The sequence below is a fragment of the Streptomyces sp. NPDC014733 genome (assembly GCF_043083385.1).
Lineage (GTDB): Bacteria > Actinomycetota > Actinomycetes > Streptomycetales > Streptomycetaceae > Streptomyces.
In genome coordinates, this window is sequence record NZ_JBIBYO010000019.1 from 40,162 (window position 1) to 66,851 (window position 26,690).

The 26,690-nt window shown below is 74.0% G+C and carries 21 protein-coding genes, 1 pseudogene and 1 riboswitch; of the genes and pseudogenes, 13 read left to right on the plus strand and 9 right to left on the minus strand.

The features are described from left to right. Window positions 1-181: 181 nt before the first annotated feature. The gene (gene cobN, locus ACF1BH_RS28780) at window positions 182-3,790 is read right to left on the minus strand and encodes a cobaltochelatase subunit CobN (RefSeq protein WP_391647181.1); all 3,609 of its coding nucleotides are present in this window, start codon (window positions 3,788-3,790) and stop codon (window positions 182-184) included. Window positions 3,791-3,826: 36 nt separating this feature from the next. Next, window positions 3,827-3,954, minus strand: a riboswitch (cobalamin riboswitch). A 414-nt stretch (window positions 3,955-4,368) separates the two neighbouring features. On the opposite strand from cobN, the gene cobG reads away from it, so the two are divergent. The 4 genes from cobG to ACF1BH_RS28800 all read left to right on the plus strand — a co-directional run bounded on the left by cobG (window position 4,369) and on the right by ACF1BH_RS28800 (window position 10,522). Next, a complete protein-coding gene (gene cobG, locus ACF1BH_RS28785) occupies window positions 4,369-5,787 on the plus strand; it encodes a precorrin-3B synthase (protein ID WP_391647183.1) in 1,419 nt (472 codons plus the stop codon). Between the two features lie 116 nt (window positions 5,788-5,903). Beyond that, window positions 5,904-6,530: a precorrin-8X methylmutase gene (locus ACF1BH_RS28790; RefSeq protein WP_391647185.1), complete on the plus strand. Its 627-nt coding sequence runs from the start codon at window positions 5,904-5,906 to the stop codon at window positions 6,528-6,530. Further along, window positions 6,527-8,206 carry a precorrin-2 C(20)-methyltransferase gene (locus ACF1BH_RS28795; protein WP_391647187.1) on the plus strand — a complete coding sequence of 560 codons (1,680 nt, stop codon included), beginning with the start codon at window positions 6,527-6,529 and terminating at the stop codon, window positions 8,204-8,206. The genes ACF1BH_RS28790 and ACF1BH_RS28795 overlap by 4 nt, the downstream gene beginning before the upstream one ends. A 1,494-nt stretch (window positions 8,207-9,700) precedes the next feature. Then, window positions 9,701-10,522 (plus strand): hypothetical protein, encoded by an 822-nt coding sequence (locus ACF1BH_RS28800; RefSeq protein WP_391647189.1) that lies wholly within the window; start codon window positions 9,701-9,703, stop codon window positions 10,520-10,522. A gap of 16 nt (window positions 10,523-10,538) precedes the next feature. Here the strand turns inward: ACF1BH_RS28800 and ACF1BH_RS28805 are convergent, their stop codons facing one another. The 4 genes from ACF1BH_RS28805 to ACF1BH_RS28820 form a co-directional block, all read right to left on the minus strand. Beyond that, window positions 10,539-11,306 carry a cobalt-precorrin-6A reductase gene (locus ACF1BH_RS28805; RefSeq protein ID WP_391647191.1) on the minus strand — a complete coding sequence of 256 codons (768 nt, stop codon included), beginning with the start codon at window positions 11,304-11,306 and terminating at the stop codon, window positions 10,539-10,541. Window positions 11,307-11,423: 117 nt separating this feature from the next. Beyond that, window positions 11,424-12,008, minus strand: a complete 585-nt coding sequence (locus ACF1BH_RS28810) for a hypothetical protein (RefSeq protein WP_391647193.1) — start codon at window positions 12,006-12,008, stop codon at window positions 11,424-11,426. Window positions 12,009-12,011: 3 nt separating this feature from the next. Beyond that, window positions 12,012-13,667 carry an alpha/beta hydrolase gene (locus tag ACF1BH_RS28815; protein WP_391647195.1) on the minus strand — a complete coding sequence of 552 codons (1,656 nt, stop codon included), beginning with the start codon at window positions 13,665-13,667 and terminating at the stop codon, window positions 12,012-12,014. A gap of 6 nt (window positions 13,668-13,673) precedes the next feature. Continuing rightward, entirely contained in the window at window positions 13,674-14,030 is a 357-nt protein-coding gene (locus tag ACF1BH_RS28820) for a type VII secretion target (RefSeq protein ID WP_391647197.1), read from the minus strand. A 297-nt stretch (window positions 14,031-14,327) separates the two neighbouring features. On the opposite strand from ACF1BH_RS28820, the gene ACF1BH_RS28825 reads away from it, so the two are divergent. Then, on the plus strand, window positions 14,328-15,512 hold the full coding sequence (locus ACF1BH_RS28825) for a cobalt-precorrin-5B (C(1))-methyltransferase (protein ID WP_391647199.1): 1,185 nt from the start codon (window positions 14,328-14,330) through the stop codon (window positions 15,510-15,512). A 268-nt stretch (window positions 15,513-15,780) separates the two neighbouring features. Here the strand turns inward: ACF1BH_RS28825 and cobM are convergent, their stop codons facing one another. Both cobM and cbiE read right to left on the minus strand, forming a co-directional pair. Further along, window positions 15,781-16,557, minus strand: coding sequence for a precorrin-4 C(11)-methyltransferase (gene cobM, locus ACF1BH_RS28830; protein WP_391647201.1), 777 nt, complete (start codon window positions 16,555-16,557; stop codon window positions 15,781-15,783). Then, the gene (gene cbiE / locus ACF1BH_RS28835; RefSeq protein ID WP_391647203.1) at window positions 16,554-17,963 is read right to left on the minus strand and encodes a precorrin-6y C5,15-methyltransferase (decarboxylating) subunit CbiE; all 1,410 of its coding nucleotides are present in this window, start codon (window positions 17,961-17,963) and stop codon (window positions 16,554-16,556) included. Before cbiE ends, cobM begins: the two co-directional genes overlap by 4 nt. 293 nt (window positions 17,964-18,256) lie before the next feature. Between cbiE and ACF1BH_RS28840 the strand changes: the two are divergent. Then, a pseudogene (locus ACF1BH_RS28840) lies at window positions 18,257-18,412 on the plus strand (IS5/IS1182 family transposase); the annotation flags it as partial. 24 nt (window positions 18,413-18,436) lie between these two features. Here the strand turns inward: ACF1BH_RS28840 and ACF1BH_RS28845 are convergent. Then, window positions 18,437-18,835, minus strand: coding sequence for a DUF4232 domain-containing protein (locus ACF1BH_RS28845; RefSeq protein WP_391647205.1), 399 nt, complete (start codon window positions 18,833-18,835; stop codon window positions 18,437-18,439). On the opposite strand from ACF1BH_RS28845, the gene ACF1BH_RS28850 reads away from it, so the two are divergent. The 7 genes from ACF1BH_RS28850 to ACF1BH_RS28880 all read left to right on the plus strand — a co-directional run bounded on the left by ACF1BH_RS28850 (window position 18,834) and on the right by ACF1BH_RS28880 (window position 25,125). After that, window positions 18,834-19,178 carry a hypothetical protein gene (locus ACF1BH_RS28850; protein WP_391647207.1) on the plus strand — a complete coding sequence of 115 codons (345 nt, stop codon included), beginning with the start codon at window positions 18,834-18,836 and terminating at the stop codon, window positions 19,176-19,178. The genes ACF1BH_RS28845 and ACF1BH_RS28850 overlap by 2 nt on opposite strands. Window positions 19,179-19,420: 242 nt before the next feature. After that, window positions 19,421-20,494, plus strand: coding sequence for a tRNA (adenosine(37)-N6)-threonylcarbamoyltransferase complex transferase subunit TsaD (gene tsaD / locus ACF1BH_RS28855; RefSeq protein ID WP_391647209.1), 1,074 nt, complete (start codon window positions 19,421-19,423; stop codon window positions 20,492-20,494). A gap of 334 nt (window positions 20,495-20,828) precedes the next feature. Next, entirely contained in the window at window positions 20,829-22,436 is a 1,608-nt protein-coding gene (locus ACF1BH_RS28860) for a sensor histidine kinase (protein WP_391647211.1), read from the plus strand. Beyond that, a complete protein-coding gene (locus ACF1BH_RS28865; protein WP_391647213.1) occupies window positions 22,433-22,867 on the plus strand; it encodes a roadblock/LC7 domain-containing protein in 435 nt (144 codons plus the stop codon). Before ACF1BH_RS28860 ends, ACF1BH_RS28865 begins: the two co-directional genes overlap by 4 nt. Continuing rightward, window positions 22,864-23,220 carry a DUF742 domain-containing protein gene (locus ACF1BH_RS28870; protein ID WP_391647215.1) on the plus strand — a complete coding sequence of 119 codons (357 nt, stop codon included), beginning with the start codon at window positions 22,864-22,866 and terminating at the stop codon, window positions 23,218-23,220. Before ACF1BH_RS28865 ends, ACF1BH_RS28870 begins: the two co-directional genes overlap by 4 nt. Further along, window positions 23,201-23,857: an ATP/GTP-binding protein gene (locus ACF1BH_RS28875; protein WP_391647216.1), complete on the plus strand. Its 657-nt coding sequence runs from the start codon at window positions 23,201-23,203 to the stop codon at window positions 23,855-23,857. Before ACF1BH_RS28870 ends, ACF1BH_RS28875 begins: the two co-directional genes overlap by 20 nt. Next, entirely contained in the window at window positions 23,854-25,125 is a 1,272-nt protein-coding gene (locus ACF1BH_RS28880) for a cytochrome P450 (RefSeq protein WP_391647217.1), read from the plus strand. Before ACF1BH_RS28875 ends, ACF1BH_RS28880 begins: the two co-directional genes overlap by 4 nt. On the opposite strand, the gene ACF1BH_RS28885 is transcribed toward ACF1BH_RS28880, so the two are convergent. Then, window positions 25,100-26,323, minus strand: a complete 1,224-nt coding sequence (locus tag ACF1BH_RS28885) for a cytochrome P450 (protein ID WP_391647219.1) — start codon at window positions 26,321-26,323, stop codon at window positions 25,100-25,102. The genes ACF1BH_RS28880 and ACF1BH_RS28885 overlap by 26 nt on opposite strands. Between the last annotated feature and the right edge of the window lie 367 nt (window positions 26,324-26,690).

The following is a 26,690-nucleotide window of genomic DNA, read 5'->3' on the forward strand; positions in this document are numbered from 1 at the left end:
GCGAACGCCCGGTTCAGCGCGGCGAACCTTCGGCGGGGAGCTCGGGGCGCGGCCGGCGGGTGCGTGGCCGCTCGGGAAACCCGCATGGTGAGTCCTCAGGGGGAAGAAGTGGATGACGGTGCCGGTCAGCCGAAGGCAGGGGCGGCAGCCGAGCGGCGCACCCAGGGCAGCGGCGCGCCGCTCACTCCTCCCCCTCCAGCTCCCCCTCCGTCTCCAGGAACGCCTCCCGCAGCGCGGCCAGGGTCTCCGCGTCCGGCTTCTCCCACATGCCTCGCGACTCCGCCTCCAGGAGGCGTTCGGCGATGCCGTGGAGGGCCCAGGGGTTGGCCTCTTGGAGGAAGGCGCGGTTCTCGGGGTCGAGGACGTAGGTCTGGGCGAGCTTGTCGTACATCCAGTCGGCGACGACGCCGGTGGTCGCGTCGTAGCCGAAGAGGTAGTCGACGGTGGCGGCGAGTTCGAAGGCGCCCTTGTAGCCGTGGCGGCGCATCGCCTCGATCCAGCGCGGGTTGACGACGCGGGCGCGGAAGACGCGGGACGTCTCCTCGACGAGGGAGCGGGTGCGGATCGTCTCCGGGCGGGTGGAGTCGCCGATGTACGCCTCGGGGGCGGTGCCCTTGAGCGCCTTCACGGTGGCGACCATGCCGCCGTGGTACTGGAAGTAGTCGTCGGAGTCGGCGATGTCGTGTTCGCGGGTGTCGGTGTTCTTCGCGGCGACGGCGATGCGCTTGTACGCGGTTTCCATCTCGTCGCGCGCCGGGCGGCCCTCCAGGCCACGGCCGTACGCGTAGCCGCCCCAGACGGTGTAGACCTCGGCGAGGTCGGCGTCGGTGCGCCAGTCGCGGGAGTCGATGAGCTGGAGCAGGCCCGCGCCGTAGGTGCCGGGTCGGGAGCCGAAGATACGGGTGGTGGCGCGGCGTTCGTCGCCGTGGGCGGCGAGGTCGGCCTGGGCGTGCGCGCGGATGTAGTTGTCGGCGGCGGGCTCGTCCAGCCCGGCGGCGAGCCGTACCGCATCGTCGAGCAGACCGATGACGTGCGGGAACGCGTCGCGGAAGAAGCCGGAGATGCGGAGGGTGACGTCGATGCGGGGGCGGCCCAGCTCCGCCGGGGGGATGGGCTCCAGGCCGGTGACGCGGCGGGAGGCGTCGTCCCAGACGGGGCGGACGCCGAGCAGCGCGAGGGCCTCGGCGACGTCGTCCCCGGAGGTGCGCATGGCGCTGGTGCCCCAGAGGGAGAGGCCGACGGAGGTGGGCCACTCGCCGTTGTCGGCGCGGTAGCGCTCCAGGAGGGAGTCGGCGAGCGCCTGGCCGGTCTCCCAGGCGAGGCGGGACGGGACGGCCTTGGGGTCGACGGAGTAGAAGTTGCGGCCGGTCGGCAGGACGTTGACCAGGCCGCGCAGCGGGGAGCCGGACGGGCCCGCGGGGACGAAGCCGCCGTTCAGGGCGTGGACGGCGTGGTCGATCTCGGTGGTGGTCCCGGCGAGGCGCGGGACGACCTCGCGGGCGGCGAAGCCGAGGATCGCGGCGACCTGTTCGGGCTGCCCGGCGGCCACCTCGGCGACGGCGGACGGCGCCCAGCCGGCGGCCTCCATCGCCTGGACGAGGGCGCGGGCGCGCTCCTCCGCGTCGTCGGCGGCGGTGCGGGTCGCGGCGGACTCGTCCAGGCCCAGCGCCTCCCGCAGCCCGGGCAGCGCGGACGTACCGCCCCAGATCTGGCGGGCGCGGAGGATCGCGAGGACGAGGTTGACGCGCGCCTCACCGGTCGGGGCGGCGCCCAGGACGTGCAGACCGTCACGGATCTGGGCGTCCTTGACCTCGCAGAGCCAGCCGTCGACGTGCAGCAGGAAATCGTCGAAGCCGTCGTCGTCGGGGCGGGCCTCAAGGCCGAGGTCGTGGTCGAGCCTGGCGGCCTGGATGAGGGTCCAGATCTGCGCGCGGATCGCCGGGAGCTTCGCCGGGTCCATGGCGCTGATCTGCGCGTATTCGTCGAGGAGTTGTTCCAGGCGGGCGATGTCGCCGTACGAGTCGGCGCGTGCCATCGGCGGGACGAGGTGGTCGACGAGGGTGGCGTGGACGCGGCGCTTGGCCTGGGTGCCCTCGCCGGGGTCGTTGACGAGGAACGGGTAGATCAGCGGCAGGTCGCCGAGGGCGGCGTCCGGGCCGCAGGCGGCGGAGAGGCCCGCGTTCTTGCCGGGCAGCCACTCCAGGTTGCCGTGCTTGCCGAGGTGGATCATCGCGTCGGCGCCGAAGCCGCCGTCGTCGGCGGAGGCGGCGATCCAGCGGTAGGCGGCCAGGTAGTGGTGGGACGGCGGCAGATCGGGGTCGTGGTAGATCGCGATCGGGTTCTCGCCGAAGCCGCGCGGCGGCTGGATGAGGATCAGCAGGTTGCCGCGGCGCAGGGCGGCGAGGACGATGTCGCCCTCCGGGTTGCGGGAGCGGTCGAGGAACATCTCGCCGGGCGGCGGGCCCCAGTGCTGCTCGACGGAGTCGCGCAGCTCCTGGGGGAGCGTGGCGTACCAGCGCTTGTAGTCGGCGGCGGGGATCCGGACCGGGTTCTTGGCGAGCTGTTCCTCGGTCAGCCACTCCTGGTCGTGGCCGCCCGCCTCGATGAGGGCGTAGATCAGCTCGTCGCCGTCACCGGAGGCGAGACCCGGTACGTCCTCGTCACCGAAGTCGTAGCCCTCCTCACGCAGGCGGCGCAGGAGGGCGACGGCGGAGGCGGGGGTGTCGAGGCCGACGGCGTTGCCGATGCGGGAGTGCTTGGTGGGGTACGCGGAGAGGACCAGTGCCAGCTTCTTGTCCTTCGCCGGGATGTGGCGCAGGCGGGCGTGGCGGACGGCGATCCCGGCGACGCGGGCGGCGCGCTCGGGGTCGGCGGCGTACGTCGGCAGACCGTCCTCGTCGATCTCCTTGAAGGAGAACGGGACGGTGATCAGGCGGCCGTCGAACTCGGGTACGGCGATCTGGGTGGCGGCGTCCAGCGGCGAGAGGCCCTCGTCGTTCTCCTCCCAGGCGGCGCGGTTACCCGTCAGGCAGAGTGCCTGGAGGATCGGCACGTCCAGGGCGGCGAGCGCGCCCGCGTCCCAGGACTCGTCGTCGCCGCCGGCGGACGCCTCGGCCGGCTTGGTGCCGCCCGCGGCGAGGACGGTGGTGACGATGGCGTCGGCCGGGCGCAGCGCGTCGATCAGCTCGGGCTCGGGTGCGCGCAGCGAGGCGACGAAGAGCGGCAGCGGGCGGCCCCCGGCCTCCTCGATCTTGGTGCAGAGCGCGTCGACGAAGCCGGTGTTGCCGCTCATGTGGTGGGCGCGGTAGTAGAGCACCGGGACGAGCGGGCCGTCGATGTCCGTACGGGCCGCGGGCCGCTCCAGCTCGCCCCAGGTCGGCGCGGGCTGCGGCGGTTCGAAGCCGTGGCCGGTCAGCAGGACGGTGTCGGAGAGGAAGCGGGCGAGGCGGCCGAGGTTCTCGGGCCCGCCGTGCGCGAGGTAGGCGTGCGCCTCGGCGGCGGTGCCGACCGGAACGGTGGACGCCTCCATCAGCTGGGCGTCGGGGGCCTGTTCGCCGGAGAGGACGACGACGGGGCGGTGCTGGTCCTCGGCGAGGAGGAGGTTCAGGCCCTCCTCCCAGGCGCGGATGCCGCCGAGGAGGCGGACCACGACGAGGTCGACACCGTCGAGCAGCGCGGGGAGTTCGGCGAGGTCGAGGCGGGCCGGGTTGGCGAGCCGGAACGGCACGGGGCCGCCGGCGGCGCGGGCGCTGAGGAGATCGGTGTCGGAGGTCGACAGCAGCAGAAGCATGCGAGCGCAGAGCCTTCCTCGGGGTATCCGCGCCCCGGGTGGTTCGTTGGACGGCGGGAGTTCCTGACTCACCCGGCAGCTGCCGGGCTCACAGTGGCGGGACCGCGCCGGATTCGCACCGGGCTTCCTCCCTGAGAGCTGCCCCGTGGTCGGGAAAGCCCTCGTCGCCGTCTCCGGCGTCGGCGGGCCGGCTGACCCACCGAAGTGAATGGTAAGGGCTGGTCGGGGCGGTGGGGAGGGGGGCTTGGTGGCGAGGTGCGCGGTGGGTACCGGCGCCGTGGCGGATACCGGCGCCGTGGCAGGCGGGGCCCGCCCCCGGGAGGTGACCGGGGCGGGCCCCTGAGCCGGACCCCGTACGGGGTGCCCGTACGGGGGCGACGCGGGGATCGTCCGGGGCGCGCGGCCCCCTACGGGGTGCCCGTACGGGGGCCGGCTCAGGGATCCGGCGAGGGCGGATCAGGGGCGGTACGAGGGGCGGTTCCGGGGTGTCCGTCCAGGGGCGCGGGGGTTCGCCGGGGCGCCCGGGGCGGGGCCCGGGGCACCGTCGTCCCCGGTGGCGCGTCGGTATGCTCGCGGCCATGCCGCCCTCCCCCTCGAACCGGCCCCCCGGGGCCCAGCCACCGCTGCGCGAGCGCGGTGACGCCTGCCCGGGCGCGCTGCGGCTGCACGCGGCGGCGGACGGCGCGCTGGCCCGTGTCCGGCTGCCCGCAGGGGAGTTGACCGGGCGTCAGGCACGGGCGTTGGGGGATGCGGCGGAGCGGTTCGGGGACGGCGGGATCTCCCTCACCTCGCGCGGCAACGCGGAGCTGCGCGGCCTCGGCGACGGCTGCGGCGGCGCGCTGGCCGCGCTGCTGACCGATGCCGGTCTGCTGCCCTCCGTCCGCCATGAACGCGTCCGCAACCTCGTCGCCTCACCGCTCGCCGGAATCGACCGCCACACCCCGGCCGACGTGCGGCGCTGGGCCCGTGAGCTGGACGGACTGCTCTGCGGACAGGAGTGGACGACGCGGCTTTCGGGCCGCTTCCTCTTCGTCCTGGACGACGGCCGCGGCGATGTGGCGGGCCTGGGCGGCGATGTGACCTTGGTCGCAGAACCGGCGGCGCCGGGCGGCCCGGCAGCCGCGGCGCCGGAGGCGTCCGCGCTCCTCCTCCTCGGCGGGACCGGCGACCCCGGCGACGGGTCCGGCTCCGGCGACGGTCCCGGCCCGGCCCTCCGGATCGCGGGTGCCGATGCCGCCCGTGCCGCGCTCGGTGCCGCCCGTGCCTTCCTGGACGCGGTCGAGGCGAGCGGCAGCGGCGCCTGGCGGTTCCGGGATCTGCCGGGGGGCGCGGCGCCGACCGTGCGCGCCGTCGGCGAGCGGCTGCGCGCCGCCGGGATCCCCGCCGCGTACGTTCCGTCCGGCGAGGTCCCGGCCCGGCCGCGGCGGGGTGCCGGCACCCCGCCGCCCGGCCTCGTCGAAGGACCCGGCGGACGCCGTGCGCTGAGCGTCCCGGCGCCGCTGGGGCGGCTGACCGGCGCACAGTGGCGCCTCCTGGCCCGTACCGCCGCCGAAGGGGACGGCACGCTCCGGCTGACCCCGTGGCGCGGCGTCCTCGTCCCCGGGCTGACCGCACCGGTGGCCGCGGACCGGCTGCGGGAGTGCGCGGACGCGGGCCTGGTCACCGACCCGGACTCGCCCTGGTACCGGCTCGGCGCCTGCACCGGGCGCCCCGGGTGCGCCAAGTCCCTGACCGACGTACGGGCCGACGCGTCCGCCGTCGCCGCGGCCCTGGGGCGGGCCACCGCGCTGCCGGTGCAGTGGTCCGGCTGCGCGCGCCGCTGCGGCCACCCGCACGGCACCTGGATCGACGTCCTGGCGACCGACGGCGGCTACGACGTGACCGTGGTCCGCCCGGGGGCGCCGCCCGAGCCGCTCGCGACCGGCGCCACCGTGCGGCAGGTCGCGGACGCCGTCGCCCACCGGGTGCGCCCGCCGGCCCCCGGCACCGCGCCGTGACCGCCACCGGGCCGCGCGCCGGACCACCGCCCCAAGGGCGCGCACCCCTGGTGCCGCACCCCGCATCCGTATCCCGTTTCCCCACCCCACCACCGATCCACCACACCGAGGGCACCGTGTTCGACTACGAGAAGGACGGGGCGGCGATCTACCGCCAGTCCTTTGCCACCATCCGCGCCGAGGCCGACCTCGCGGGGCTGCCCGCCGACGTCAGCCGGGTCGCGGTCCGGATGATCCACGCCTGCGGCATGGTCGACCTCGTCCGCGACCTCGCCTTCTCCCCCGGCGTGGTGGCGAGCGCACGCGCCGCGCTGCGCGCCGGCGCGCCGGTCCTGTGCGACGCCAACATGGTCGCCAGCGGCGTCACCCGTAAGCGGCTGCCCGCCGGCAACGAGGTGGTGTGCACCCTCGCCGACCCGTCGGTGCCCGCGCTCGCCGCCGAGTTGGGGACCACCCGCAGCGCCGCCGCGCTGGAGCTGTGGCGGGACAAGCTGGACGGTGCGGTCGTCGCCGTCGGCAACGCCCCGACCGCGCTCTTCCGCCTCCTGGAGATGATCGAGGAGGGCGCGCCGCGGCCCGCCGCGGTGCTCGGCATACCCGTCGGCTTCATCGGCGCCGCCGAGTCCAAGGAGGCGCTGGCCGCCCATCCGTCGGGCCTGGAGCACCTGGTGGTGCGCGGACGGCGTGGCGGCAGCGCCATGGCCGCGGCCGCCGTCAACGCCCTGGCGAGCGAGGAGGAATGAGCGTGCCCGAGCAGCAGTCCGGCGCCCGCACCCCGGGCCGTCTCTACGGTGTGGGGCTCGGCCCCGGAGACCCGTCCCTGATGACCGTGAAGGCCGTCCGGGTCATCGCCGAGGCCGATGTGGTGGCGTACCACAGTGCGCGCCACGGCCGGTCCATCGCCCGCGCCATCGCCGCCGAGCATCTGCGCGCCGACCACATCGAGGAGGCGCTGGTCTACCCGGTCACCACCGAGTCGACCGACCACCCCGGCGGCTACCGCGGCGCCCTCGACGACTTCTACGAGGAGGCCGCGGCGCGGCTCGCCGCGCACCTGGACGCGGGCCGCACGGTCGCCGTGATCTCCGAGGGCGACCCGCTCTTCTACGGCTCGTACCAGCACATGCACAAGCGTCTGGCGCACCGTTACCCCACCGAGGTCGTCCCCGGCGTGACCTCGATCAACGCGGCCGCCGCCCGGCTGGGCAGGCCGCTGGTGGAGGCCGACGAGGTGCTGACGGTGCTGCCCGGCACGCTCCCCGAGGAGGAGCTGACGGCCCGGCTGGCCGCCACCGACTCCGCCGTCGTCATGAAGCTGGGCCGCACCTTCCCCACCGTCCGCCGGGCCATGGAACGCTCGGGCCGGCTGCCGGAGGCGCGCTACGTCGAACGCGCCACGATGGCAGGCGAACGGACCGGGGAGCTGGCGGACGTCGCCCCCGATTCCGTGCCGTACTTCGCGGTCGCGGTGGTGCCGAGCCGGGTCGCGGAGCGGGACGTCCCCGAGAGCGCGTCGGGGAGCGCCCCCGAGGGTGTGTCCGGGGCGCCCGGCGAGGCGGCGCACGCCCCGGAGAGCGGGCCCGGGGGCGCCCCCGAGAACGTGTCAGGGGCGCCCGGCGAAGCGGCGCACGCCCCCGGCGACGCGTCGGGGGACATGCCCGGGACCGGCTCCGGCGAGGTGGTCGTCGTCGGCACCGGACCGGCCGGACCGCTGTGGCTGACACCCGAGTCGCGGGGCGCGCTGGCCGCCGCCGACGACCTCGTCGGCTACACCACCTACCTGGACCGGGTGCCGCACCGCCCCGGTCAGCTGCGGCACGGCTCCGACAACAAGGTCGAGTCCGAGCGTGCCGAACTCGCCCTCGACCTGGCCCGCCGCGGCCGCCGGGTCGCGGTCGTCTCCGGTGGCGACCCGGGCGTCTTCGCGATGGCCACCGCCGTCCTGGAGGTCGCCGCCGAGGAGCGCTACCGGGCCGTGCCCGTACGGGTGCTGCCCGGGGTCACCGCCGCCAACGCCGCGGCGGCCAAGGCGGGCGCCCCGCTCGGCCACGACTACGCGGTCCTCTCCCTCTCCGACCGCCTCAAGCCCTGGGAGGTGATCGCCGAGCGGCTGCGCGCCGCGGCCGCCGCCGACCTCGTCCTGGCGCTCTACAACCCGGGTTCCCGCAGTCGCACCTGGCAGGTCGGCAAGGCGCGTGACCTGCTGCTGGAGCACCGTTCGCCGGACACCCCGGTCGTGCTGGGCCGCGATGTCGGCGGCCCGGAGGAGTCCGTCCGCACCGTCCGCCTCGCCGACCTCGACCCCGCCGAGGTCGACATGCGCACGATCCTGCTGATCGGGTCGTCGCAGACCCGGACGGCACCGCGCGCGGACGGCACCGCGTCCGTGTGGACGCCACGCCGGTACCCGGAGGGGTGAGCCCGGTTCCGGATCCGGGAGGATTCGGGGTCGGGTGAGGGTGAACGCGACGGGAGACGGGGGACGTTACGGACGAACGGCATCGCGGGGGAGTGCGCAGCGGCCCCGGACATCCGTACGGAACCGCTCCCTTCGGGGCGCTCCCGCGAGGCCGGTCCGCCAAATTGACCGAACTGTCGGCTGTTGTCCACGGACGGGTGGCACATTGTTGCTGTGCGCGCCCCGCCCCGGCGCGGAGGCCACCGCTTCCGCCCCGGGGAAACCACGCCCACCATGGGCAACGGCGGGGTGTGCCCTTGCCCTCACGGCGCAGAACAGATGAAGTCGGAGAACCATGACCAGGTCTCACTCATGAGCCGTCGCACACGGCGCCGCCGTACCCCGGCCACCCCCTGCCCGTCCTGCGGCGGCACCGACCTCCTGTGGGAGGACGAGGGCGTCTACGGCGGCGGCGAACTCCTGTGGTGGTGCGCCGACTGCCTCCACCAGTGGCACGCGAGCGACTACCCGCGGACAGGGACGCCCGCACCGGGGCCCGCCGCCCCGGCACCCTCCGGCCAGGGAGCCGGCTACGGCGCTCCGGCACCCGGGCAATTGCCGGGCGCCGGGGCACCGGTAGCCGGTGCGTACGGGGAGGCGCCCATGGTGGCGGTGCCTGCCCCGGGCGCGGCGGGCGGCGCCCCGCACCCGGCCGACCGGCCCACCGTCCCCGGCCAGGGGCAGATGCCGGGCGCGCCCGGCACCACCCCGTACCCGGAGATCGCGGCGGCACCGAACCCGTATGCGCAGATGCCCGCAGCCGGTCCGGGCCGGGTGCCGGCTCCGGGCGGGCCGGGGGGCGACCCGTACGGGAACGGGCCGGGCGCGGGCCCGTACGCGGAAGGGCCGGGCGCGGGCTCGGCGCCCGTGCCGGGTGCGGTCCCGGTGCCGGGGCCGAGCGCGGCTCTGGATGCGGCCACGGTGTCCGGGGCGGGTGCCGCTCCGGTGTCCGGTCCTGGTACGGCCACGGTGTCCGGTCCTGGTGCGGCTTCGACGTCCGGGGCGGGTGCGGCTGCGGATCAGGGGCCGGGCCCGGGGCCCGCAGGGGGCGCGGCGCCGGAGGCCGTTCCGGCGCCGGCCGCCCCGCGCGTCCCACGGCCGAGCCCCGTGCGGGAGTTGCCCGTTGCGGAACCCGCCGTCCCGGGGGTGGTGCCTGCTCCCGAGGTGGCCGCGCGCGCGGCACGCCCGGCGCTCCCTCCGGCCGCACCGGAGCCTGCGGTGCCCCCGGAGCCCGTGACACCCCCGGCGCCGGAGGCCGCGGCTTCGGCCGGAGCCCCGGTGCTCCCCGGGCCGACGGCGTCCCCGGAGGCATCGGAGCCGCCGGAGTCGCCGGGATCGCCGGGCTCGTCGGCGGACCCGCGTCCCTCGGCGGGCCCGTATCTCGCCCCGCCGGACCCGTCCGCGCGACTGACCACGGCCGACGCCCCGGCTCCGGCTCCGGCTCCGGCCCCCACGGTGCGCGATGAGCCGCGCCCCACTGAATCGGCCGGCCGTCCGGAACGGGCCGAGGCCACCGGGCAGTTCGGCACCGAGGAGGCGGGCCGTCCCACCGGAGCCGACCATCCCGTAGAGGCCGACCGTCCCGCGAACACCGACCACGCCGTGGGCGCGGAGCGGACCGCCGCGGATACGGGTCGGACCGCCCCGGGTCCGGAGCAGGCGCCCCTCACGGCACAGGACACGGCGGGCACAACGCAGAACACGGCAGGCGCGGAACCGGACACGGCGACCGGCGCGGAGCGCACCGCCCTCCCCGCCCTCACCCCGTACGGGCTGCCCGCCCCGTCGGCGAACGGCAGCACCTCGGTGCCGCTGCCCCCGCTCGCGCCCATCGCGGCGGACGGCGGCGGGGCACCCCTGCCGGTCGGCGACCCGGCGCTCGGCGACCCGGCGTTCGGCCTCCCGCCGGCCGGTATCGCCCCGCCGCCGTCCGTCGCCGCGCCGTTGCCCGCCCCCGCCGGGTCCACGCCGCCGCACCTCGATGCGCCGGCCGGGCCACCGCAGGCCGCCGAGGCGGCCGCCGGGCCGCAGCCGTCGGCTGGTCAGCCGCCCGCCGCGCCCCCGGTGACGCGCCAACCGGCGACCGTCGCCGAACGCACCATGCACGCCGCCGGGTTCCTCCCCCTGATGCCCTGCCCCGGCGCGTACGAGCCCTGGCCGTGCCGCTGTGCGCAGTGCGGCCGGGAGGTCACCCCGACCTACCGTCAGGTCCGCGACGAGGCGTTCGCCTGCGCCTGCCGCGGTACGCGACGGCGCCGCCCCGCCCGCAAACGCTGACGGGGGCGGCACGCCGTCAGCCCAGCCGCTCCCGCAGCCACGCCACCGCCTCCGCCGCCCCCGGCACCGTCGCCACGCCGACGGGCGCCGGGGGCCGGGTCACCAGCACGACGGGCACTCCGGCCTCCCGCGCGGCGGTGAGCTTGGGGGCGGTGGCGGCGGCCCCGCTGTCCTTGGTGACGAGGACGTCGATACGGTGCGCCGCCAACAGGGCCCGCTCCCCGTCGAGCGTGAACGGGCCGCGGTCGAGCAGCATCTCCATCTGCCGCGGACGGGGCCCCTCCGGCGCGTCCACGGACCGTACGAGGAACCAGAGCGCGTCGAGGTGCGCGAAACGCGCGAGGCCCATGCGCCCGGTGGTGAGGAAAACCCGGCGGCCGAGCCCGGGCAGCGCGTCCGCCGCCTCGTCCAGCGACCCGACCCGATGCCAGACGTCACCGTCCTGCGGCACCCAGCCCGGACGCCGCAGAGCCAGCAGCGGCACTCCGGCGGCAGCGGCGGCCCCCGCCGCGTTCGCGCTCATCGCCTCGGCGAACGGATGTGTGGCATCGACCAGCACCTCCACCGCCTGCTCCCGCACCCAGCCCGCCAGCCCCTCGACCCCGCCGAACCCCCCGACCCGCACCTCCCCCACAGGCAACCGCGGCGCCGCCACCCGCCCGGCCAACGACGACGTGACCCGCACGCCCCCACCCGCGACCAACTCGGCGGCCAGCTCACGGGCCTCGGCGGTGCCACCGAGGATGAGGACGTGGGGACGCAACGGAGCGGCGGGGTCGGTCATCGGTCGGGGTCCTTCAGATTCTCGGGGCCGTGGGGCCTTGGGGCCTTGGGGTCCTTAGGCGGCGGAAAACGCTTTGGAAGGGTACGGGAGGGGGTTCCAACCGCCCCCGGCAGACTCCTATTCGGACCAGTAGGGGTCGCGGAGGTCGGGGGTGTAGTCCGCAGCTCCACTGGGAGACTCGGGGAACGAATCCCCCTCTTCACCGGCGATATCACCGCTGGGACCGGACGACACCGCGCTCACCCCGGCGCTGATATAGACGTCGCCGGAACCGCCGACGTCAATTTTTACGATACAGCCATCCGAAGCTTCACTCAGAAGCGATGGCCTGCCGTCGTCCTGCTCCTTGACCTCAAAACCCTTCTCCTCCCAGCGACGCGACACGACCTTGAGGAGTTCTTTTTTCTTCCCTTGCGAGATCTGTGTGCGCAGATGACGCTGCCGACTCACATCCATCGCGTCATTCACCTCATTGGTGAAAGAATTTCTACGCTCCGACATGTGAGCGGGGCCATCACGCCACCGAAGGCGAGGACGCACCCCCGACAACGTATCGTTCAGTACGGAATCAACACGCTGAAGCGCCTTGCCCACCGTGGGATAAGAAGCGTTTCCACTGCCCGGAAAAAGTGAGCAGCCGGAAAAGACCGCGACAGAAAAAATAGAGGCCAGAGCGCCCTGCCATGCCTTACGAGAGAACACGAGTCACCTCCCCGCCTGAAGAGAGACCTTCTCCGGCCGGCCAGCAACGATAGCCCCTATATTCCCCAAGGACGCACCGCCATCAGGATCCTTGAAGTAGTTCGAATGCGAGTGAATTGGCTCGCCATCCGCGACACCGAAGCGGATCCCGCCGAACTCTTGACTGGCCGGATCTCGACCGAACCACAATTGGTGCGGGTCCAATATGCTGCCAATCCCCACCCCGATGGTCCCTCCAAGGGACTCTTTCTTGGTAGGCAGGTGAGTGACCGGGTCGTTCTCCGCTGCACCCACCCAGACATGCCCCTTCCCCACTCCGAGGTCCTCCGCCTTCTGCGCCCCTGTGCCAGGGCTTCCCACGAGAATGATGTCGTCGGCGGGCATACCGCCCGGGCGCTGCGCCCCCTGACCCACGGCGAAGGAGCCGTAACTGTGACCGATCGCCGTGACGTGCGGTTTGTCCCCTTGGTGAGTTGCCTGAACTCCGTCGAGGAAGGTGCCGAAATCCGCCCCGCCTTGCTCGCCCGGCCCATCGAAGGCGACCTCGGCGCTCTGGGGCGCGTCATAACCGAGCCAGACGATCGACGCGGTGCTGTGATTGCTGTCTGCATGGGCGGAGGATCCCCAGACGCTCCGCGCACGATCACCATCGTCTCCCCCCACATCCTCAAGCGTGGTACTGAACCCCGGAACATAGGCCGCGACATTGTCCGCCTTATCAGGGTTCCCGTACGACAGAATGGCCCGCCCCTGCCCCTCTTCCCCAATTCCCAGGAGGAATGGCTCGGGAACCTTCCCGTCATCCCGGTCAAGGCGGTCCCTGATGGCGCGGTAACCCTTCTGCTTCTCTTCCTGCTCTTCCGACATGGGCGTACCGGGCGGGTGCGCGTCGATCAGTCGGTCGAGATTGACGCGGTTCGCCTCGTCGCGGGTATCGGCGGGTATGCCGTCGAGATTCCCGATGGCATCGGGGTTCAGCGCCAGCTGCTCGTCCCGTTCTTCCTGGCTCAGGCCGTTCCACCAGTCATGGACCTTCTTCGGGTCCGTCCCCCGGTGCGGAGCAGAATTGAGACCGACCGCCGAACCCGCGATCTGGGAGATGTCGGACGCGTCCCGCTGGTATTCCTGCCTGTCGACCTTCAGCCCGCGGTCGGCCTGAAGGCGCGCGATGGCGATGGTGTAACGCCCGTCGATCTCCTCGACGGTGCGCCGGACGCCGAGGATTTCCCCCTCAAGGTCACGCCGCTCGATCTCCGCGTCCGGGGGGCCTGCATCCGGGTCGCCCGTCGGAATGGAGCCCTCGTCCTTGTAGGTCACCTCCCCGCTGGGCAACACCTTGAGGCCCTTCGAGGCTGCCTCGTCGAGCAGTTTGCCCAGCCGCTTCTGCTGCTCCTTCATCTCCGTGACGAAGCCGTCGAGGGTGGCCTCGATGAGCGTGCATTCCTGGGATCCGAACTGGAAGTTCTGGCCCAGGCGTTGCAGCCGGACCTGTGCCGCGTCAGCCGCCTTGCCCGACCAGTCGCTCTTCAACGGGCGACACATATACGTGTCGACGCGATCCTGGTAGCCACCGAAGCGATGCGCCGATCGCGCCCATTCCTCCTTGGCCTCTTCCAGAGCGGAAAAGCGGAGGTCCTGGATTTCCTGCAGAGTAGGCATCAGACATCACCCGAAGGGGCTGTTGTGGCGCGACTGCGCCGCGGGCAGGACCATGGCCGGACTTTCGGAGCGCTGAGTGAACGACCGCGCGGTGTTGCCGTCGTTCTGCTCGTAGTTGTCCGCGGACTTCCGCAGGGATTGCGCGACATCCCCGCATTCCTTGCGGACGTCACCGAGCCGGGCCTGCCAGGACTGCTGCGTCCGCATCAGCTGCTGGGCGAAGGAGAACCCCGCCGTCTGGCCGGGCACACCGTGGTGATGCGCGTTCAGCGCACTCACGGCGGAACCCACCCCCGACTGCATTTCCTCGCTCTGGCCCGCTGCGGTGCGCAGCGTCTTCGGCTGCACATCGGTATCCGGCACAACAGCCCCCGATTCCCCGTTTTTTCCTACATGTATGAGACAGCCGTTCACCCTAAGTGACGTATGCGGGTGGCACCCCTGTAAGGCGCGATTCGGCCGGTGGCAGACCGAAAGAGAGTGGCGGGCCGTACGGTGCCGGCATTCCGGGCGTGCGGCGGGAGGGTGTTCCGCAGGCCCGTGTCCGACCCGGGCGCGGCGGTGTACCGCACGGCAGGGGAACATGGGCAGGCGGCTCAGGTGTCGCGAATCGGTGGCGCGAGGGCCGCGGGCCGGGTGGCGAAAGGGCAGGTGGCGAGGGTGGGTGCGTCCGGCGGGGGTCCGGCGGAGCCGCAGGGCCGGGGGGCGTCGCAGAAGTCCGCGGCAGGTGGTCGCAGCGCTCAGCTCGCGCATACCGGGCTGCGGTCCGGGTGGACCACCGGGGCGTGCGCGACGGCGGCGAGCGCCGCGGCGTACACGGCGTTGCTGACCGGGGAGTTCCCGGACCCGGTGCAGATCGCCCTGCCCAAGGGGCACACGCCGTCGTTCGCGCTGGCCAAGGAGGAGCTGGCCGCGGACCGGTCGTGGGCGATGGCGGCGGTGGTGAAGGACGCGGGGGACGATCCGGATGTGACGCACGGGGCGTTGATCCGGGTGACGGTGCGGGAGCTGCCGACCGGTTCGGGGGTGGTCTTCCGGGCGGGGCCCGGCGTCGGCACGGTGACCCGGCCGGGGCTGCCGCTGGACGTCGGCGAACCGGCGATCAACCCGGTGCCGCGGCAGCTGATCTCCGGGCACCTGGCCGAGGTGGCGGCGCGGTACGGCGGGCGCGGCGACGTCGAGGTCGAGGTCTCCGTCGACCACGGCGAGGAGATCGCGCGCAGCACCTGGAATCCGCGGCTGGGCATCCTCGGCGGGCTGTCGATCCTGGGGACGACCGGCGTCGTGGTGCCGTACTCCTGCTCGGCGTGGATCGACTCGATCCGGCGCGGCGTGGACGTGGCACGCGCGGCGGGGCGGCGCCATGTGGCGGGCTGTACGGGGTCCACGTCCGAGAAGGTCGCGGTGGCGCTGCACGGGCTGCCCGAGGACGCGCTGCTGGACATGGGGGACTTCGCGGGTGCGGTGCTCAAGTACGTACGGCGCCATCCGGTGGAGCGGCTGACGGTCTGCGGAGGGTTCGCGAAGCTGTCGAAGCTGGCGGCCGGGCACCTCGATCTGCATTCGGCGCGGTCCCAGGTGGACAAGGGGTTCCTCGCGGAGCTGGCCCGGCTCGGGGGCGCGGACGAGGCGTTGGCCGCCGAGGTCGCGGGTGCCAACACGGGGCTCGGGGCGCTCCAGTTGTGCGCCGCCGCCGGCGTGCCCCTGGGCGATCTGGTGGCCGCCGCCGCACGGGACGAGGCGCTGGCGGTGCTGCGGGGCGCGCCCGTCACCGTTGACGTGGTGTGCATCGACCGCGCCGGGCTGGTGGTCGGGCGGTCGGAGCCTCGCGGACCGGGGGCGTAGAGGCTGCGGCGTGCGCCGGGCGCGTGGGGCTGCGCCGGGAGCGTGTGGGGCTGCGCCGTGCGCCGGGAGCGTGGGGGGGTGCGCCGTGCGCCGAGGTCCGGTGCCGTTCCAGGCGCCGCCCCAAGGGCCGTCCGGGAGCGGCGTGCCCCGGAGCCCCAGGGACCCGCCCGGGAGCGGCGCCCCGTACGCCGCGCCGCCCCGGACGAGGGAAGCGCGGAACGGCACGGAGCGGACCGGGCGGGGGAGTGCGACGTGCCCCGTTCCGCCCCTAGTTCGCCCCCCAGGCGCCCCCGCAGCCGTCGGCCGGACGCTCGCGGTCCGTCGAGTACAGGAAGCTGTCGCCGAACTGCTCCGCGGCCAGTGTGCGGCCGACGACGATGACGGCCGTGCGGACCACGCCCGCGGCCTTCACCTGGTCGGCGATGTCGGCGAGGGTGCCGCGCAGGACGAGTTCGTCGGGGCGGGAGGCGAGGGCCACCACGGCGGCCGGGCAGTCGGCGCCGTAGTGGGGCAGCAGCTCGGCGACGACCCGGTCGGCGTACCGGGCGGCGAGGTGCAGGACGAGGAGGGCACCGCTGCGCCCCAGGGTGGCGAGGTCCTCGCCCTCGGGCATGGCGGTGGCGCGCTCGGCGACCCGGGTGAGGATCACCGTCTGGCCGACCGTCGGAACCGTCAGCTCGCGCTTGAGGGCGGCGGCCGCGGCGGCGAACGCCGGGACGCCGGGCACCACGTCGTACGGCACGCCCGCCGCGTCGAGGCGGCGCATCTGCTCGGCGACGGCGCTGAAGAGGGACGGGTCGCCGGAGTGCAGCCGGGCCACGTCGTGGCCCTCCTCGTGGGCGCGGACCAGCTCCGCGGTGATGGTGTCCAGGTCGAGCCGGGCGGTGTCGATCAGCCGGGCGCCGGGCGGGCATTCGGCGAGCAGTTCGCGCGGTACCAGGCTGCCCGCGTAGAGGCACACACCGCAGGCGGCGAGGGTACGGGCACCGCGCACGGTGATCAGGTCGGCGGCGCCGGGGCCCGCGCCGATGAAGTGGACGGTCATCGTTCCTCGTTCTCCGGGGACGTGGGGGTGGGGGCGGGGGCGGCCTCTCCGAAGGGGGCGGCCGCCCCGGGAGACGCCGTTCCGGAGGCTCCCCCAAGGGACGCGGCCGCGGCGTCGTCCCCGGTGGGCGCCGGCTTGACCGCCGCCCACTGGGTGACCGGCATCGCCTGCCGCCAGCCCGTGAAGCCGCCGACGGGCGTCGCGTGGGCGACGGCGAGGCGTACCAGGTCGCCCCCGTGGCGCCGGTACCACTGCGTCAGCAGCGCCTCGGACTCCAGCGTCACGGTGTTGGCGACGAGTCGGCCGCCCGGGGGCAGCGCCGCCCAGCAGGCGTCGAGCAGACCGGGGGCGGTGAGCCCGCCGCCGATGAAGACCGCGTCGGGGACCGGCAGTCCGGCCAGCGCGGCGGGCGCGGCGCCCCGCACCACCCGCAGCGCCGGTACGCCGAGGGTGTCCGCGTTCCGCTCGATACGGGCGGCGCGGACGGCATCCCGTTCGACGGTGACGGCGCGGCAGGCGGGGTGGGCGCGCAGCCACTCGACCGCGACGGAGCCGGAGCCGCCGCCGATGTCCCAGAGGAGTTCGCCGGGCTCCGGGGCGAGCGCGGCGAGGGTCGCGGCCCGTACATGGCGCTTGGTGAGCTGCCCGTCGTGGTCGTACGCGTCGTCGGGCAGCCCGGGGACGACCGGCAGCCGCACCGCGCCCGGTGCGCGGACGCACTCCACCGCGACGACGTTCAGCGGGTCGCCGGGCGGCCGCGCCCACGTGGCCGCGGTGCCGTCGGTCTGCGCCTCGGCGGGGCCGCCCAGCTGCTCCAGGACGCGCATCCGGGACGGGCCGAAGCCGCGCTCCCGCAGCGCCTCGGCGATCCGCGCGGGCGTGTCCGCGCCGGACGACAGGACCAGCACCCGGCGCCCGTGGTGCAGCACCCGCGCGAGGCCCGCGACCGGGCGCCCCACCAGCGAGACGACCTCGGTGTCGGCCACCGGCCAGCCGAGCCGGGCGCAGGCGTACGCGACGGACGAGGGGTGCGGCAGGACCCGCAGCCGGGGGCGGGGCGTATCGGGGGCGTCCGGGAGGGCGGCCAGCACCTCGGTCAGCGTCCGGCCGATGCCGTGGAACATCGGGTCGCCGCTGGCCAGCACGGTCAGACCGCGTCCGGCGTGGGCGGCGATCAGGCCCGGTACGGCGGGGCGCAGCGGCGACGGCCAGGTGACGCGCTCACCGGCGCACTCCGGGGGCAGCAGGTCGAGTTGGCGCGCCCCGCCGAGCAGGACCCCGGCGGCGCGGAGCGCGTCACGGGAGGCGGGGGCCAGTCCGTCCCAGCCGTCGGCGCCGATGCCGACGACGGTGAGCACGGGCGGGGCGGGTGAGGGGAGCGGTGAAGGGGGTGCCAGGGGGGTCACTGCCGAGTACCTCGAACCTCGGAAGCCGCCGTGCGGCCGGTGGGGAAGGGGGCGGCCGGTCGGCCGGGGACGTCCCCGCACTCTACTGAGCGGGCCGGGCGGCGGGAGGCCCGGGGCCGGGGCCACTACAGGGCGCCGGGCGGGAAAATCCCAGGAGCGCCCGCCGCGTACAGGCCCCGGCCCGGCCCGAGCGCCCGCCCCGTACAGGCCACGGCCCGGCCCGGAGATCACCCTCGGAGGTCCTGCGGACAGGCGCGGTCGGGACACCGGCAACAGAACGGGCAGGTCCGGGTGACGCCTTCCACCGCCTCGCCCGCTGTCAAGAGCGGCGGGCCACCGTCATCGACGCCTTCTTCGACCTCGCCGACACGATCACCACCGTGCGCAGCCTGACTGGACGGGCATGGACCACTCACCGCTGGGACGAACGCCCGAACCGCCGACCATGACCACACGCCTCTCCGCGCAACCTCTTAGCCGACCGTCAAGGCGCCGACCTTGAAGCTGTCGCCGCAGACGCTGAAGTAGCCGCCCGGCGAGCCGTCCGCCTTCAGCACGTTCACGCTGGTGTCCGCCTGCTTCGGCAGCCCGACCTTGACGGTGGACGCGCCCATCGGGCAGGTGTCGCGGGCGGTGCCCTCGGTGTTCAGGTTGTTGTAGCCGATGTCCGCCGTCGCCGAGCCGCCCGCCGGGATGTCGACCGCGTCCGAGCCCTCCTCGGAGTTGTCCGCGGAGATCGGGGCGGTCTTGTTCTCGTCGTCGGTCGCGGTCACCGTCGTGGGACCGACGACCGTACAGGTGGCACCGGAGGTGTTGGTGAGCTTGAGGGTGCCGTTGGCCGCCTGCTGCTCGGTGGCCTGGTGATCGCTCATGAAGAACTTGATCGAGACCGTCTGGGGAGTGCAGGCCGCAGTGGCGCCGCCACCCGTGTTCTTGGACGAGCTGCTGCCGCCCGTGTCCTTGGACGAGCTGCCGCCGCCGCTCGTGCTCGATTTGGTCCCGGTCGACGCCTCGGGCGAAGCCGCGGTCGAGGCCGAGGCCGAGTCCGACGCGGGGGCGGACGAGTCGGCAGCGGCGTCGGCCTTGTCGCCGCTGTTGCAGCCGGTGAGCGCAAGCGCGGAAAGTGCGGCGAGAGCGCCGACGGCTGCTATGCGGGTACGAGCACGAGTTCGCATGAACTTCCTTCTTCTCCGTCAAAACCTGAGAGCCAACTGAAGAAGACAGGATGATCTACGAAACCGTACTGACTGCATATGCCAGGTAAATAATCACCAAGTCCACACCATCTCAGCCCAAGATCGTCGCCAATACCCGCGTGGCCCGTTCCGTTGCCGGTGCCCCAACCGCGCCTATCCGCGCGACCGCTTATTGCCTACTATCTGCAACAGCAACTCTCCCGCAATACTTTTCAAGACTCCGCAAGACCCCGCAAGACCTGCTCCAAGGAGGCCGCCCCCATGCCCTCACCCGTAGTGCTGGGAATCGAGTCGTCCTGCGACGAGACGGGCGCCGGACTGGTACGGGACGGGCGCCTCCTGGGGCATGCGCTGGCGTCGAGCATGGACCAGCACGCCCGCTACGGCGGCGTCGTACCCGAGATCGCGGCCCGCGCCCATGTGCACGCGCTGCTGCCCGTCGTCCACCGCGCCCTCGACGACGCGGGGCTCGGGACGGCGGACATCGGGGCGGTCGCGGTGACCACCGGGCCGGGGCTGTCCGGGGCGCTCCAGGTGGGGCTGGCCGGGGCGAAGAGCCTCGCGTACGCGCTCGGGGTGCCGCTGCACGGTGTGCATCACCTGGCGGGGCATGTCGCGGCGGACACCCTGGAGCACGGGCCGCTGCCCGACCCCTGTGTCGTCCTCATCGTCTCCGGCGGCCACACCTCGCTGCTGCTCGTCCGCGATCTGGCGCGCGATCCGATCGTCCACCTCGGGGACACCGTGGACGACGCGGCGGGCGAGTGCTTCGACAAGGTCGCGCGGGTCTTCGGGCTGCCGTACCCCGGCGGGCCCGCCATCGACCGGGCGGCGCGCGCGGGGGATCCGCGCGCCGTCCCCTTCCCGCGGCCGCTCACCTCCGGCGACCCGCGCACCCGGTACGCGTTCTCCTTCTCCGGGCTGAAGACCGCGGCGGCGCGCTGGGCGGAGCGGGAGCGCGCGGCGGGCCGGGAGCTGCCGCTCGCCGACGGCGCCGCCTCGCTCCAGGAGGCGGTCGCCGATGTGCTGACCCGTAAGGCGGTGGCCGCCTGCACCGCACACGGCGTCGGGACGCTGGTGGTGGTCGGCGGGGTGGCCGCCAACTCCCGGGTACGGGCGCTCGCCGAGGAGCGGTGCGCGGCGGCCGGGATCACCCTGCGGGTGCCGCCGCTGCGGCTGTGCACGGACAACGGCGCGATGATCGCCGCCGTCGGCGACCTCCTGGTCCGCGCGGGCGCCGCGCCGGCCCCGGCGGACGTCTCCATCGACCCGTCGGCACCTCTGGAGTACGCGGCGCTGCACCCGGTGGCGAGCGGGGCGGGACGGGCGGCCTGACGGAGCGGTCCCCACCCTCGGCCGTCCCTGAAAAAGGGCAGGGCTGATGCTCCATCACCTGATATATCCCGACTGTTCCGGGGCCTGCTTCCGTGAGACGTACCAGGTGGCGGGTGCGGGTCAAGCTCCGGCCCCCCGTCGAGGGTTGCCGGATCGGACCGAGCGGATAAAGTGCAGAAGATCTTCCGCTTCCGCCCGCGCCGCGCACCGGCCCGCGCCCCACCGCGACCCGGAGCCCGTGCGATCGGCCGGACGGCCCGTCAGGAGTGCCACCGCACTCCCGCCCGGCCCCTCCCCCGTACCGCCGCCGCCATCGCTCCGAGGACCAGCCCCGATGTCACCCCAGATACCCTCCCGCCCTCGGGCAGAGTCTTCGCCGCTCGGTGCCGCGCTGCTCACCCTGGTGGGCGCGCTCCTGATCACCGGCGTCCTGTGCCTGTGGGCCGTCCTCTCCGCCCCGGACACCGTCCGCACCGCACTGGCCTGGGGCGGCGGCATCGCCGCCGTGGCGCTCAGCGGATCGCTGTCCGCCGCCGTGTACGGACTGCGCCAGACCCGCGTGCACCGCGCCCGCGTCGAGGCGGTCCGCGCCGAGGCCGAGCGGCTCGCCGACGAGACGCTGCCCGCGGTCGTCGCGCAGCTGCGCACCGGCTCGTCCGCCGACACCGCACTCAGCCGGGTCCCGCTGCCCACCACCCCCGCCCACCAGCGCATCGTCCGCAGCCTGGCCGAGGAGGTCGGCCGCGGGGAGCGGATGCGCGCCGCCGCGATGGCCGCCTGCGCGAACGCCGCCGGACGCGTCCAGGCGCTGTCCACGAGCATGCTCGCCGACCTGCGCGAGATGGAGCACCGGCACGGCGAGGAGGTCCTGGGCGACCTGCTGAAGCTGGACCACACCACGGCGCAGGCCGGGCGTCTCGCCGACTCCATCGCGGTGCTCACCGGCGCCCGTTCGGGCCGCCGCTGGAACAAGCCGATCTCGATGGAGAGCGTGCTGCGCGGCGCCATGGGCCGGATCAGCGCCTACCGCCGGGTGCAGCTGCACAACAGCAGCACCCTCGCGGTCGCCGGGCACGCCGCCGAGGGCATCATGCACGCGCTCGCCGAGATCATGGACAACGCGACGTCCTTCTCGCCGCCGTCGTCCGCGGTCCACGTCTACGTCGAGGAGACGCAGGCGGGCGTCGTCGTCAGCGTCGAGGACAGCGGTCTGGTGATGGGTGAGACGGCGCTGCGCCGCGCCGAGGCCGCCGTCTCCGCCGACTCCCTGGACCTCATGTCGCTGTCCGGTACGCGTCTCGGCCTCGCCGTCGTCGGCTGTCTGGCCCGCAAGCACGGGCTGAACGTGTCGTTCCGCCCGTCGGCGCGTGGCGGCACCAGCGTCGTGGTGCTCATCCCGCAGCAGCTGGTCACCGAGGGCCGGCCGGTGGCGCGTGAGCCGGAGCGGCCGGTTGTGCCGGACACCGTGGAGTCGCTGACCCGCCCGGCCGGGCCGCGCCACGCCTCGCGCCGTACGCCGTCGGAGTCCGCGCCGCGCCACGCCTCGCACCGGGATCCGGCCGAGCCGGTCGCCCCGCTCGCGCCGTTCCCGCCCGAGCCGCCGCAGTCCGCGCCGCCGGCCGAGCCCGAGGCGCCCGCGCCGCCGGCCGCGATCCCGCCGCAGCAGAGCCGCCGCCCGGCCGCGCCGGCACCGGAGTTCGGCGAGAGCGGGCTGCCCAAGCGCCGCCGGGGCCAGACGCTGGCCTCGTCGGGCACCGGCGCCCCGGCGCCGAAGCCCGCGCCGCGGCCCGCCGCGCCGCGCCCGGCCCGCTCCCGTGAGGAGGCGGCGGAGCGGTTCCGCACCTTCCGCCGCGCCGTCGGCCGCGGCCCCGACGCCGCCGGTGGCACCACCGATCCTTCGCAGACCCCCACCCCCGCTCCCCCGGAGGACGAGACCCGATGACGAACACGACCGATCACAGCCTCGACTGGATGCTGGAGAACCTGCTCCAGAAGACGCCGGGCGCCCGCCACGCCCTGGTGCTCTCCCGCGACGGCCTGAAGCTGTGCCACTCCCCGGGGCTGACCGTCGATCAGGCCGACCAGCTCGCCGCCATCGCCTCGGGCATCCAGAGCCTGTCGCACGGCGCGTCCGTGGAGTTCGGCGACGGCACCGGCGGCGTCCGCCAGGCGATGACGGAGTTCCACGGCGGCATCCTCTTCATAGTCGAGGCCGGGCACGGCGCCCATCTGGCCCTGCTGGCCGTCGAGGACGCCGATGTCGGCCTGATCGGCTTCAACATGAACGAGCTGGTCGAGCAGATCGGCGAGTACCTCCAGGCGGCCCCGCGCGAGGAGGGCGGCCGGACGCTCAGCCCGGGGCAGCAGGCATGAAGCGGCTCGGTCCCGACGACGATCCGGACCGGCTCTACACCGTCACCGGTGGCCGTAGCCGCGCCGCCGACGACCTCAACCTCGACCTGGTCACCCTGATCGTCAGCGAGTGCGATCCGGCGCCCGGCATGCAGTCGGAGCACGTCCGGATCCTGTCCATGTGCCGCCACCCGATGGCCGTCGTGGAGGTCTCGGCGGAGCTGCGGATGCCGGTGAGCGTCGTGCGGATCCTGCTGTCGGACCTGCTCGACAGCGGCAAGGTGACGGCCCGCCACCCCCGGCCCGTCACCGCGGCCCACCTTCCCGACACCGATCTGCTGAAGGAGGTGCTCGATGCACTCCACCGCCTCTGACGGGGGCCCCGGAGCCGCACCGGCGCCCGACGCCCACGCCGCCCCGTCCCGCGCCCCGCTGCGGGACACCGCGGACAACGGCCTGAAAATCGTCATCGTCGGCGGCTTCGGCGTCGGCAAGACCACCATGGTCCGGTCCGTCAGCGAGATCCGTCCGCTGAGCACCGAGGAGACCATGACCCGGGCGGGCGTCGGCGTCGACGACCCGTCCGGCGTCGAGACGAAGTCCACGACGACCGTCGCCTTCGACTTCGGCCGCATCAGCATCAACGACAAGACGGTGCTGTACCTGTTCGGCGCCCCCGGCCAGGAACGTTTCTGGTTCCTGTGGGACCGGCTGTTCGCCGGGACGCTCGGCGCCGTGGTGCTGGTCGACACCCGCCGCCTGGACGACTCCTGGTACGCCATCGACCGCCTGGAGGCGCACGGTATGCCGTTCATCGTGGCGGTGAACGACTTCGGCGGGCCGCAGCACACCCTGGAGCAGGTCCGCGAGGCGCTGGACCTGGCGCCGGAGATCCCGCTGGTGCAGTGCGACGCCCGTGACCGGCGGTCCAGCAAGTCCGTGCTGATCGCGCTGGCCAACCACCTCTACTCCCTGTCCGCCCCTCACGAGACCGTGAAGGCCGCCACGTGACCGAGCAGTTCCCCCCGCCCGGCTGCCCCGCGCACGCCCCCGCCGCTGCACCTTCCGGCCCCTCCGGCGCCGTCCGGCTCTACGGTGACGGGCTCAGCGGCGACCCGGCGCGGCTCTACCGTGAGCTGCGGCGCGAGCACGGGCCGGTCGCGCCGGTCCTGCTGGACGGCGACATCCCCGCCTGGTTCGTCCTCGGCTACCGCGAGGTCCACCAGGTGACATCCAACAACGAGCTGTTCGCCCGCGACTCGCGGCGCTGGCACGCCTGGGAGTCGATCCCCGCCGACTGGTCGCTGATGCCGTTCGTCGGCTATCAGCCGTCGGTGATGTTCGCGGAGGGCGCCGAGCACCGCCGCCGCTCCGGGGCGATCAGTGACGCGCTGCTCGCCATCGACCAGTTCGAGCTGCGGCAGATCTGCGAGCGGCTCGCGGACGGGCTGATCGACGCGTTCGCCGGCAGCGGCGAGGCGGACCTGATGGCGGACTACGCGCTGCGGCTGCCGCTGCTCGTCGTCACCGAGCTGTTCGGCATCGACCCGTTGGAGGTGCCGCAGCTGGTCCGGGACATCTCCGAGTCGCTGGACGAGGGCCCGGGCGCCATCGAAGCGCACCAGCGGGTCGCCGCCCGGATGGCGCGGCTGGTGCACGAGCGCAAGGAGCGGCCCGCCGCCGACGTGCCGTCCCGGCTGCTGACCCACCACGCGAAGCTGGCCGAGGAGGAGGTGGTCATCGATCTGCTGGTGGTGATGGCCGCCGCCCAGCAGCCGACCGCCAACTGGATCGGCAACACCCTGCGGCTGATGCTGACCGACGACCGCTTCGCGGTGTCGCTCTCCGGCGGGCGGCGCAGCGTCGGCCAGGCGCTCAACGAGGTGCTGTGGCAGGACACCCCGACGCAGAACTACATCGGCCGCTGGGCGTCCCGCGACACCCAGCTCGGCGGGCGGCGGATCCGCGCCGGTGACCTGCTGGTCATGGGCCTGGCCGCCGCCAACAACGATCCGCAGGTCAGCCCGGACTTCACCACGGCCGGTACGGACAGCAACCAGGCCCACATGTCGTTCAGCCACGGCGAGCACGCCTGCCCCTATCCGGCCCCGGAGATCGCCGAGGTCATCGCGCAGGCGGCGGTCGAGGTGCTGCTCGACCGGCTGCCGGACGTGATGCTGGCGGTGCCCGCCGCGGACCTGGTGTGGCATCCGTCGCTGTGGATGCGCGGACTGACCGCGCTGCCGGTGGAGTTCACCCCCGCGTACGCGCCGCGGTGAAGCGCACCGGAAGGGCGTCCAGGCCCCGGGTGAAGATGCCTTCTTCGCGCGGGGCCGCGCCGTCCGCGAGGGCCAGGTCGGGCAGCGCGTCGAGCAGCAGGTTCACGCCCGTCTCGACCTCGGCCTTGGCGAGCAGTGCGCCGACGCAGAAGTGCCGGCCGAGGGCGAACGACAGATGGTCGGCGGCGGCGGAGAACGCGGTGGTGGCCGCCAGGTCGGTGCGGTGGATGTCGAACGTGTCGGGGTCGCGGTAGCGGCGTTCGTCGCGTCCGGCGGCGCCGATCAGGCAGGTCACGGTGGCGCCCGCGGGGATCGTCCCGCCGGCGATCTCGACGTCCTCCGACGGCTGACGCATGATCATGTGGACCGGCGGGGTGTACCGCAGGGTCTCCGCGAAGGCGGGGGCGATCAGCGACCGGTCCGCGCGCACCTCGGCCAGCTGCTCCGGGTGGCGCAGCAGGTTGTACATCAGCGTCGAGAGCGCCTTGTCGGTGGTCTCGCCGCCGGCGGTGAGCAGCAGCGAGCAGAACGCCTTGATGTCCTCGTCGCTCATCCGCATCCCGTCGATCTCCGCGGCGCAGAGCGTGGACAGCAGGTCGTCGCCCGGGTTCGCGCGGCGGTCGCGGATGACCGGGAGCAGGTACGCGGCGAGTTCGTCGCGGGTGCGGAGTCCGGCGGCGGCGACGTCGGGGTCCTGGGCGAGGTTGCCGAGGAATCCCATGATCGCGGTGTACCAGCGGTGGAAGCGGTCGTGGTCGGCGCGGTCGAGGCCGAGCATGTCGACGATGACGTTGATGGGGAAGCGGGTCGCGAACTGTGCGACGAGGTCGGCGCTTCCGGCGCCTCGGAAGGCGTCGATCAGTTCGCGGGCGTTGCGCTCGATGACCGGCAGGAACGCGGTCTCCAGGGTCCTGCCGCGGAACGCGGGGGCGACCAGTGCGCGGCGGACGGCGTGTTCGCGGCCGCTCATCTGGAGGATGGTGCGGCCGTGCACCGGCTCCAGCTGCCAGTCGTAGTTGTCGGTGGTGAAGACCGGGTCCTTGAAGGCGCGTTCGACGTCCTCGTAGCGGGAGAGGACGTAGCTGTCGGTGGCCTCGTGGTGGATCAGCGGGAAGTCGTCGCGCAGTACGCGGTAGGCGCGGTGCGGGTCCGCGTGGAACTCGGGCGACAGGATGTCCGGCGGCACTGCTCGGCTCACGGGCACGGCACTCCTCGGTAGATGTAGACAGCACGTAATGGGGTGCGGAGGCTCCCGCGCGTCCGGCGGTCACCCCCGTGCCCCCGCACGGGGCCACAGGCACACCAAAGATCGTCTCGGACCGGCCACTTATCAAGAGGCACTCCGCCCCCTCTGTGCCGGAAGCGGACCGCTCCGCTCCCCTCACGCGACGCGACGAAGCACCCTCCCTACCGATCTGACCTGGGATTTTACCCATTCCTGACGGAATGGCGAGCGCCGCCGCTCCCACCTTTGGATCTTCCGCCGAACCCTCGGCCACACCCCTTGAGTGGCGCCACACGTCATGGTGGCACAACGTGCCATCTAGGCGTACGGTGGAACCACT

Coding starts and splice junctions, on each gene's coding strand:
- cobN (WP_391647181.1), bottom strand. CDS start 3,790: ATGCTTCTGCTGCTGTCGACCTCCGACACCGATCTCCTCAGCGCCCGC.
- cobG (WP_391647183.1), top strand. CDS start 4,369: ATGCCGCCCTCCCCCTCGAACCGGCCCCCCGGGGCCCAGCCACCGCTG.
- ACF1BH_RS28795 (WP_391647187.1), top strand. CDS start 6,527: ATGAGCGTGCCCGAGCAGCAGTCCGGCGCCCGCACCCCGGGCCGTCTC.
- ACF1BH_RS28805 (WP_391647191.1), bottom strand. CDS start 11,306: ATGACCGACCCCGCCGCTCCGTTGCGTCCCCACGTCCTCATCCTCGGT.
- ACF1BH_RS28815 (WP_391647195.1), bottom strand. CDS start 13,667: ATGCCTACTCTGCAGGAAATCCAGGACCTCCGCTTTTCCGCTCTGGAA.
- cobM (WP_391647201.1), bottom strand. CDS start 16,557: ATGACCGTCCACTTCATCGGCGCGGGCCCCGGCGCCGCCGACCTGATC.
- ACF1BH_RS28850 (WP_391647207.1), top strand. CDS start 18,834: ATGAAGAACTTGATCGAGACCGTCTGGGGAGTGCAGGCCGCAGTGGCG.
- ACF1BH_RS28845 (WP_391647205.1), bottom strand. CDS start 18,835: ATGAGCGATCACCAGGCCACCGAGCAGCAGGCGGCCAACGGCACCCTC.
- tsaD (WP_391647209.1), top strand. CDS start 19,421: ATGCCCTCACCCGTAGTGCTGGGAATCGAGTCGTCCTGCGACGAGACG.
- ACF1BH_RS28860 (WP_391647211.1), top strand. CDS start 20,829: ATGTCACCCCAGATACCCTCCCGCCCTCGGGCAGAGTCTTCGCCGCTC.
- ACF1BH_RS28865 (WP_391647213.1), top strand. CDS start 22,433: ATGACGAACACGACCGATCACAGCCTCGACTGGATGCTGGAGAACCTG.
- ACF1BH_RS28870 (WP_391647215.1), top strand. CDS start 22,864: ATGAAGCGGCTCGGTCCCGACGACGATCCGGACCGGCTCTACACCGTC.
- ACF1BH_RS28875 (WP_391647216.1), top strand. CDS start 23,201: ATGCACTCCACCGCCTCTGACGGGGGCCCCGGAGCCGCACCGGCGCCC.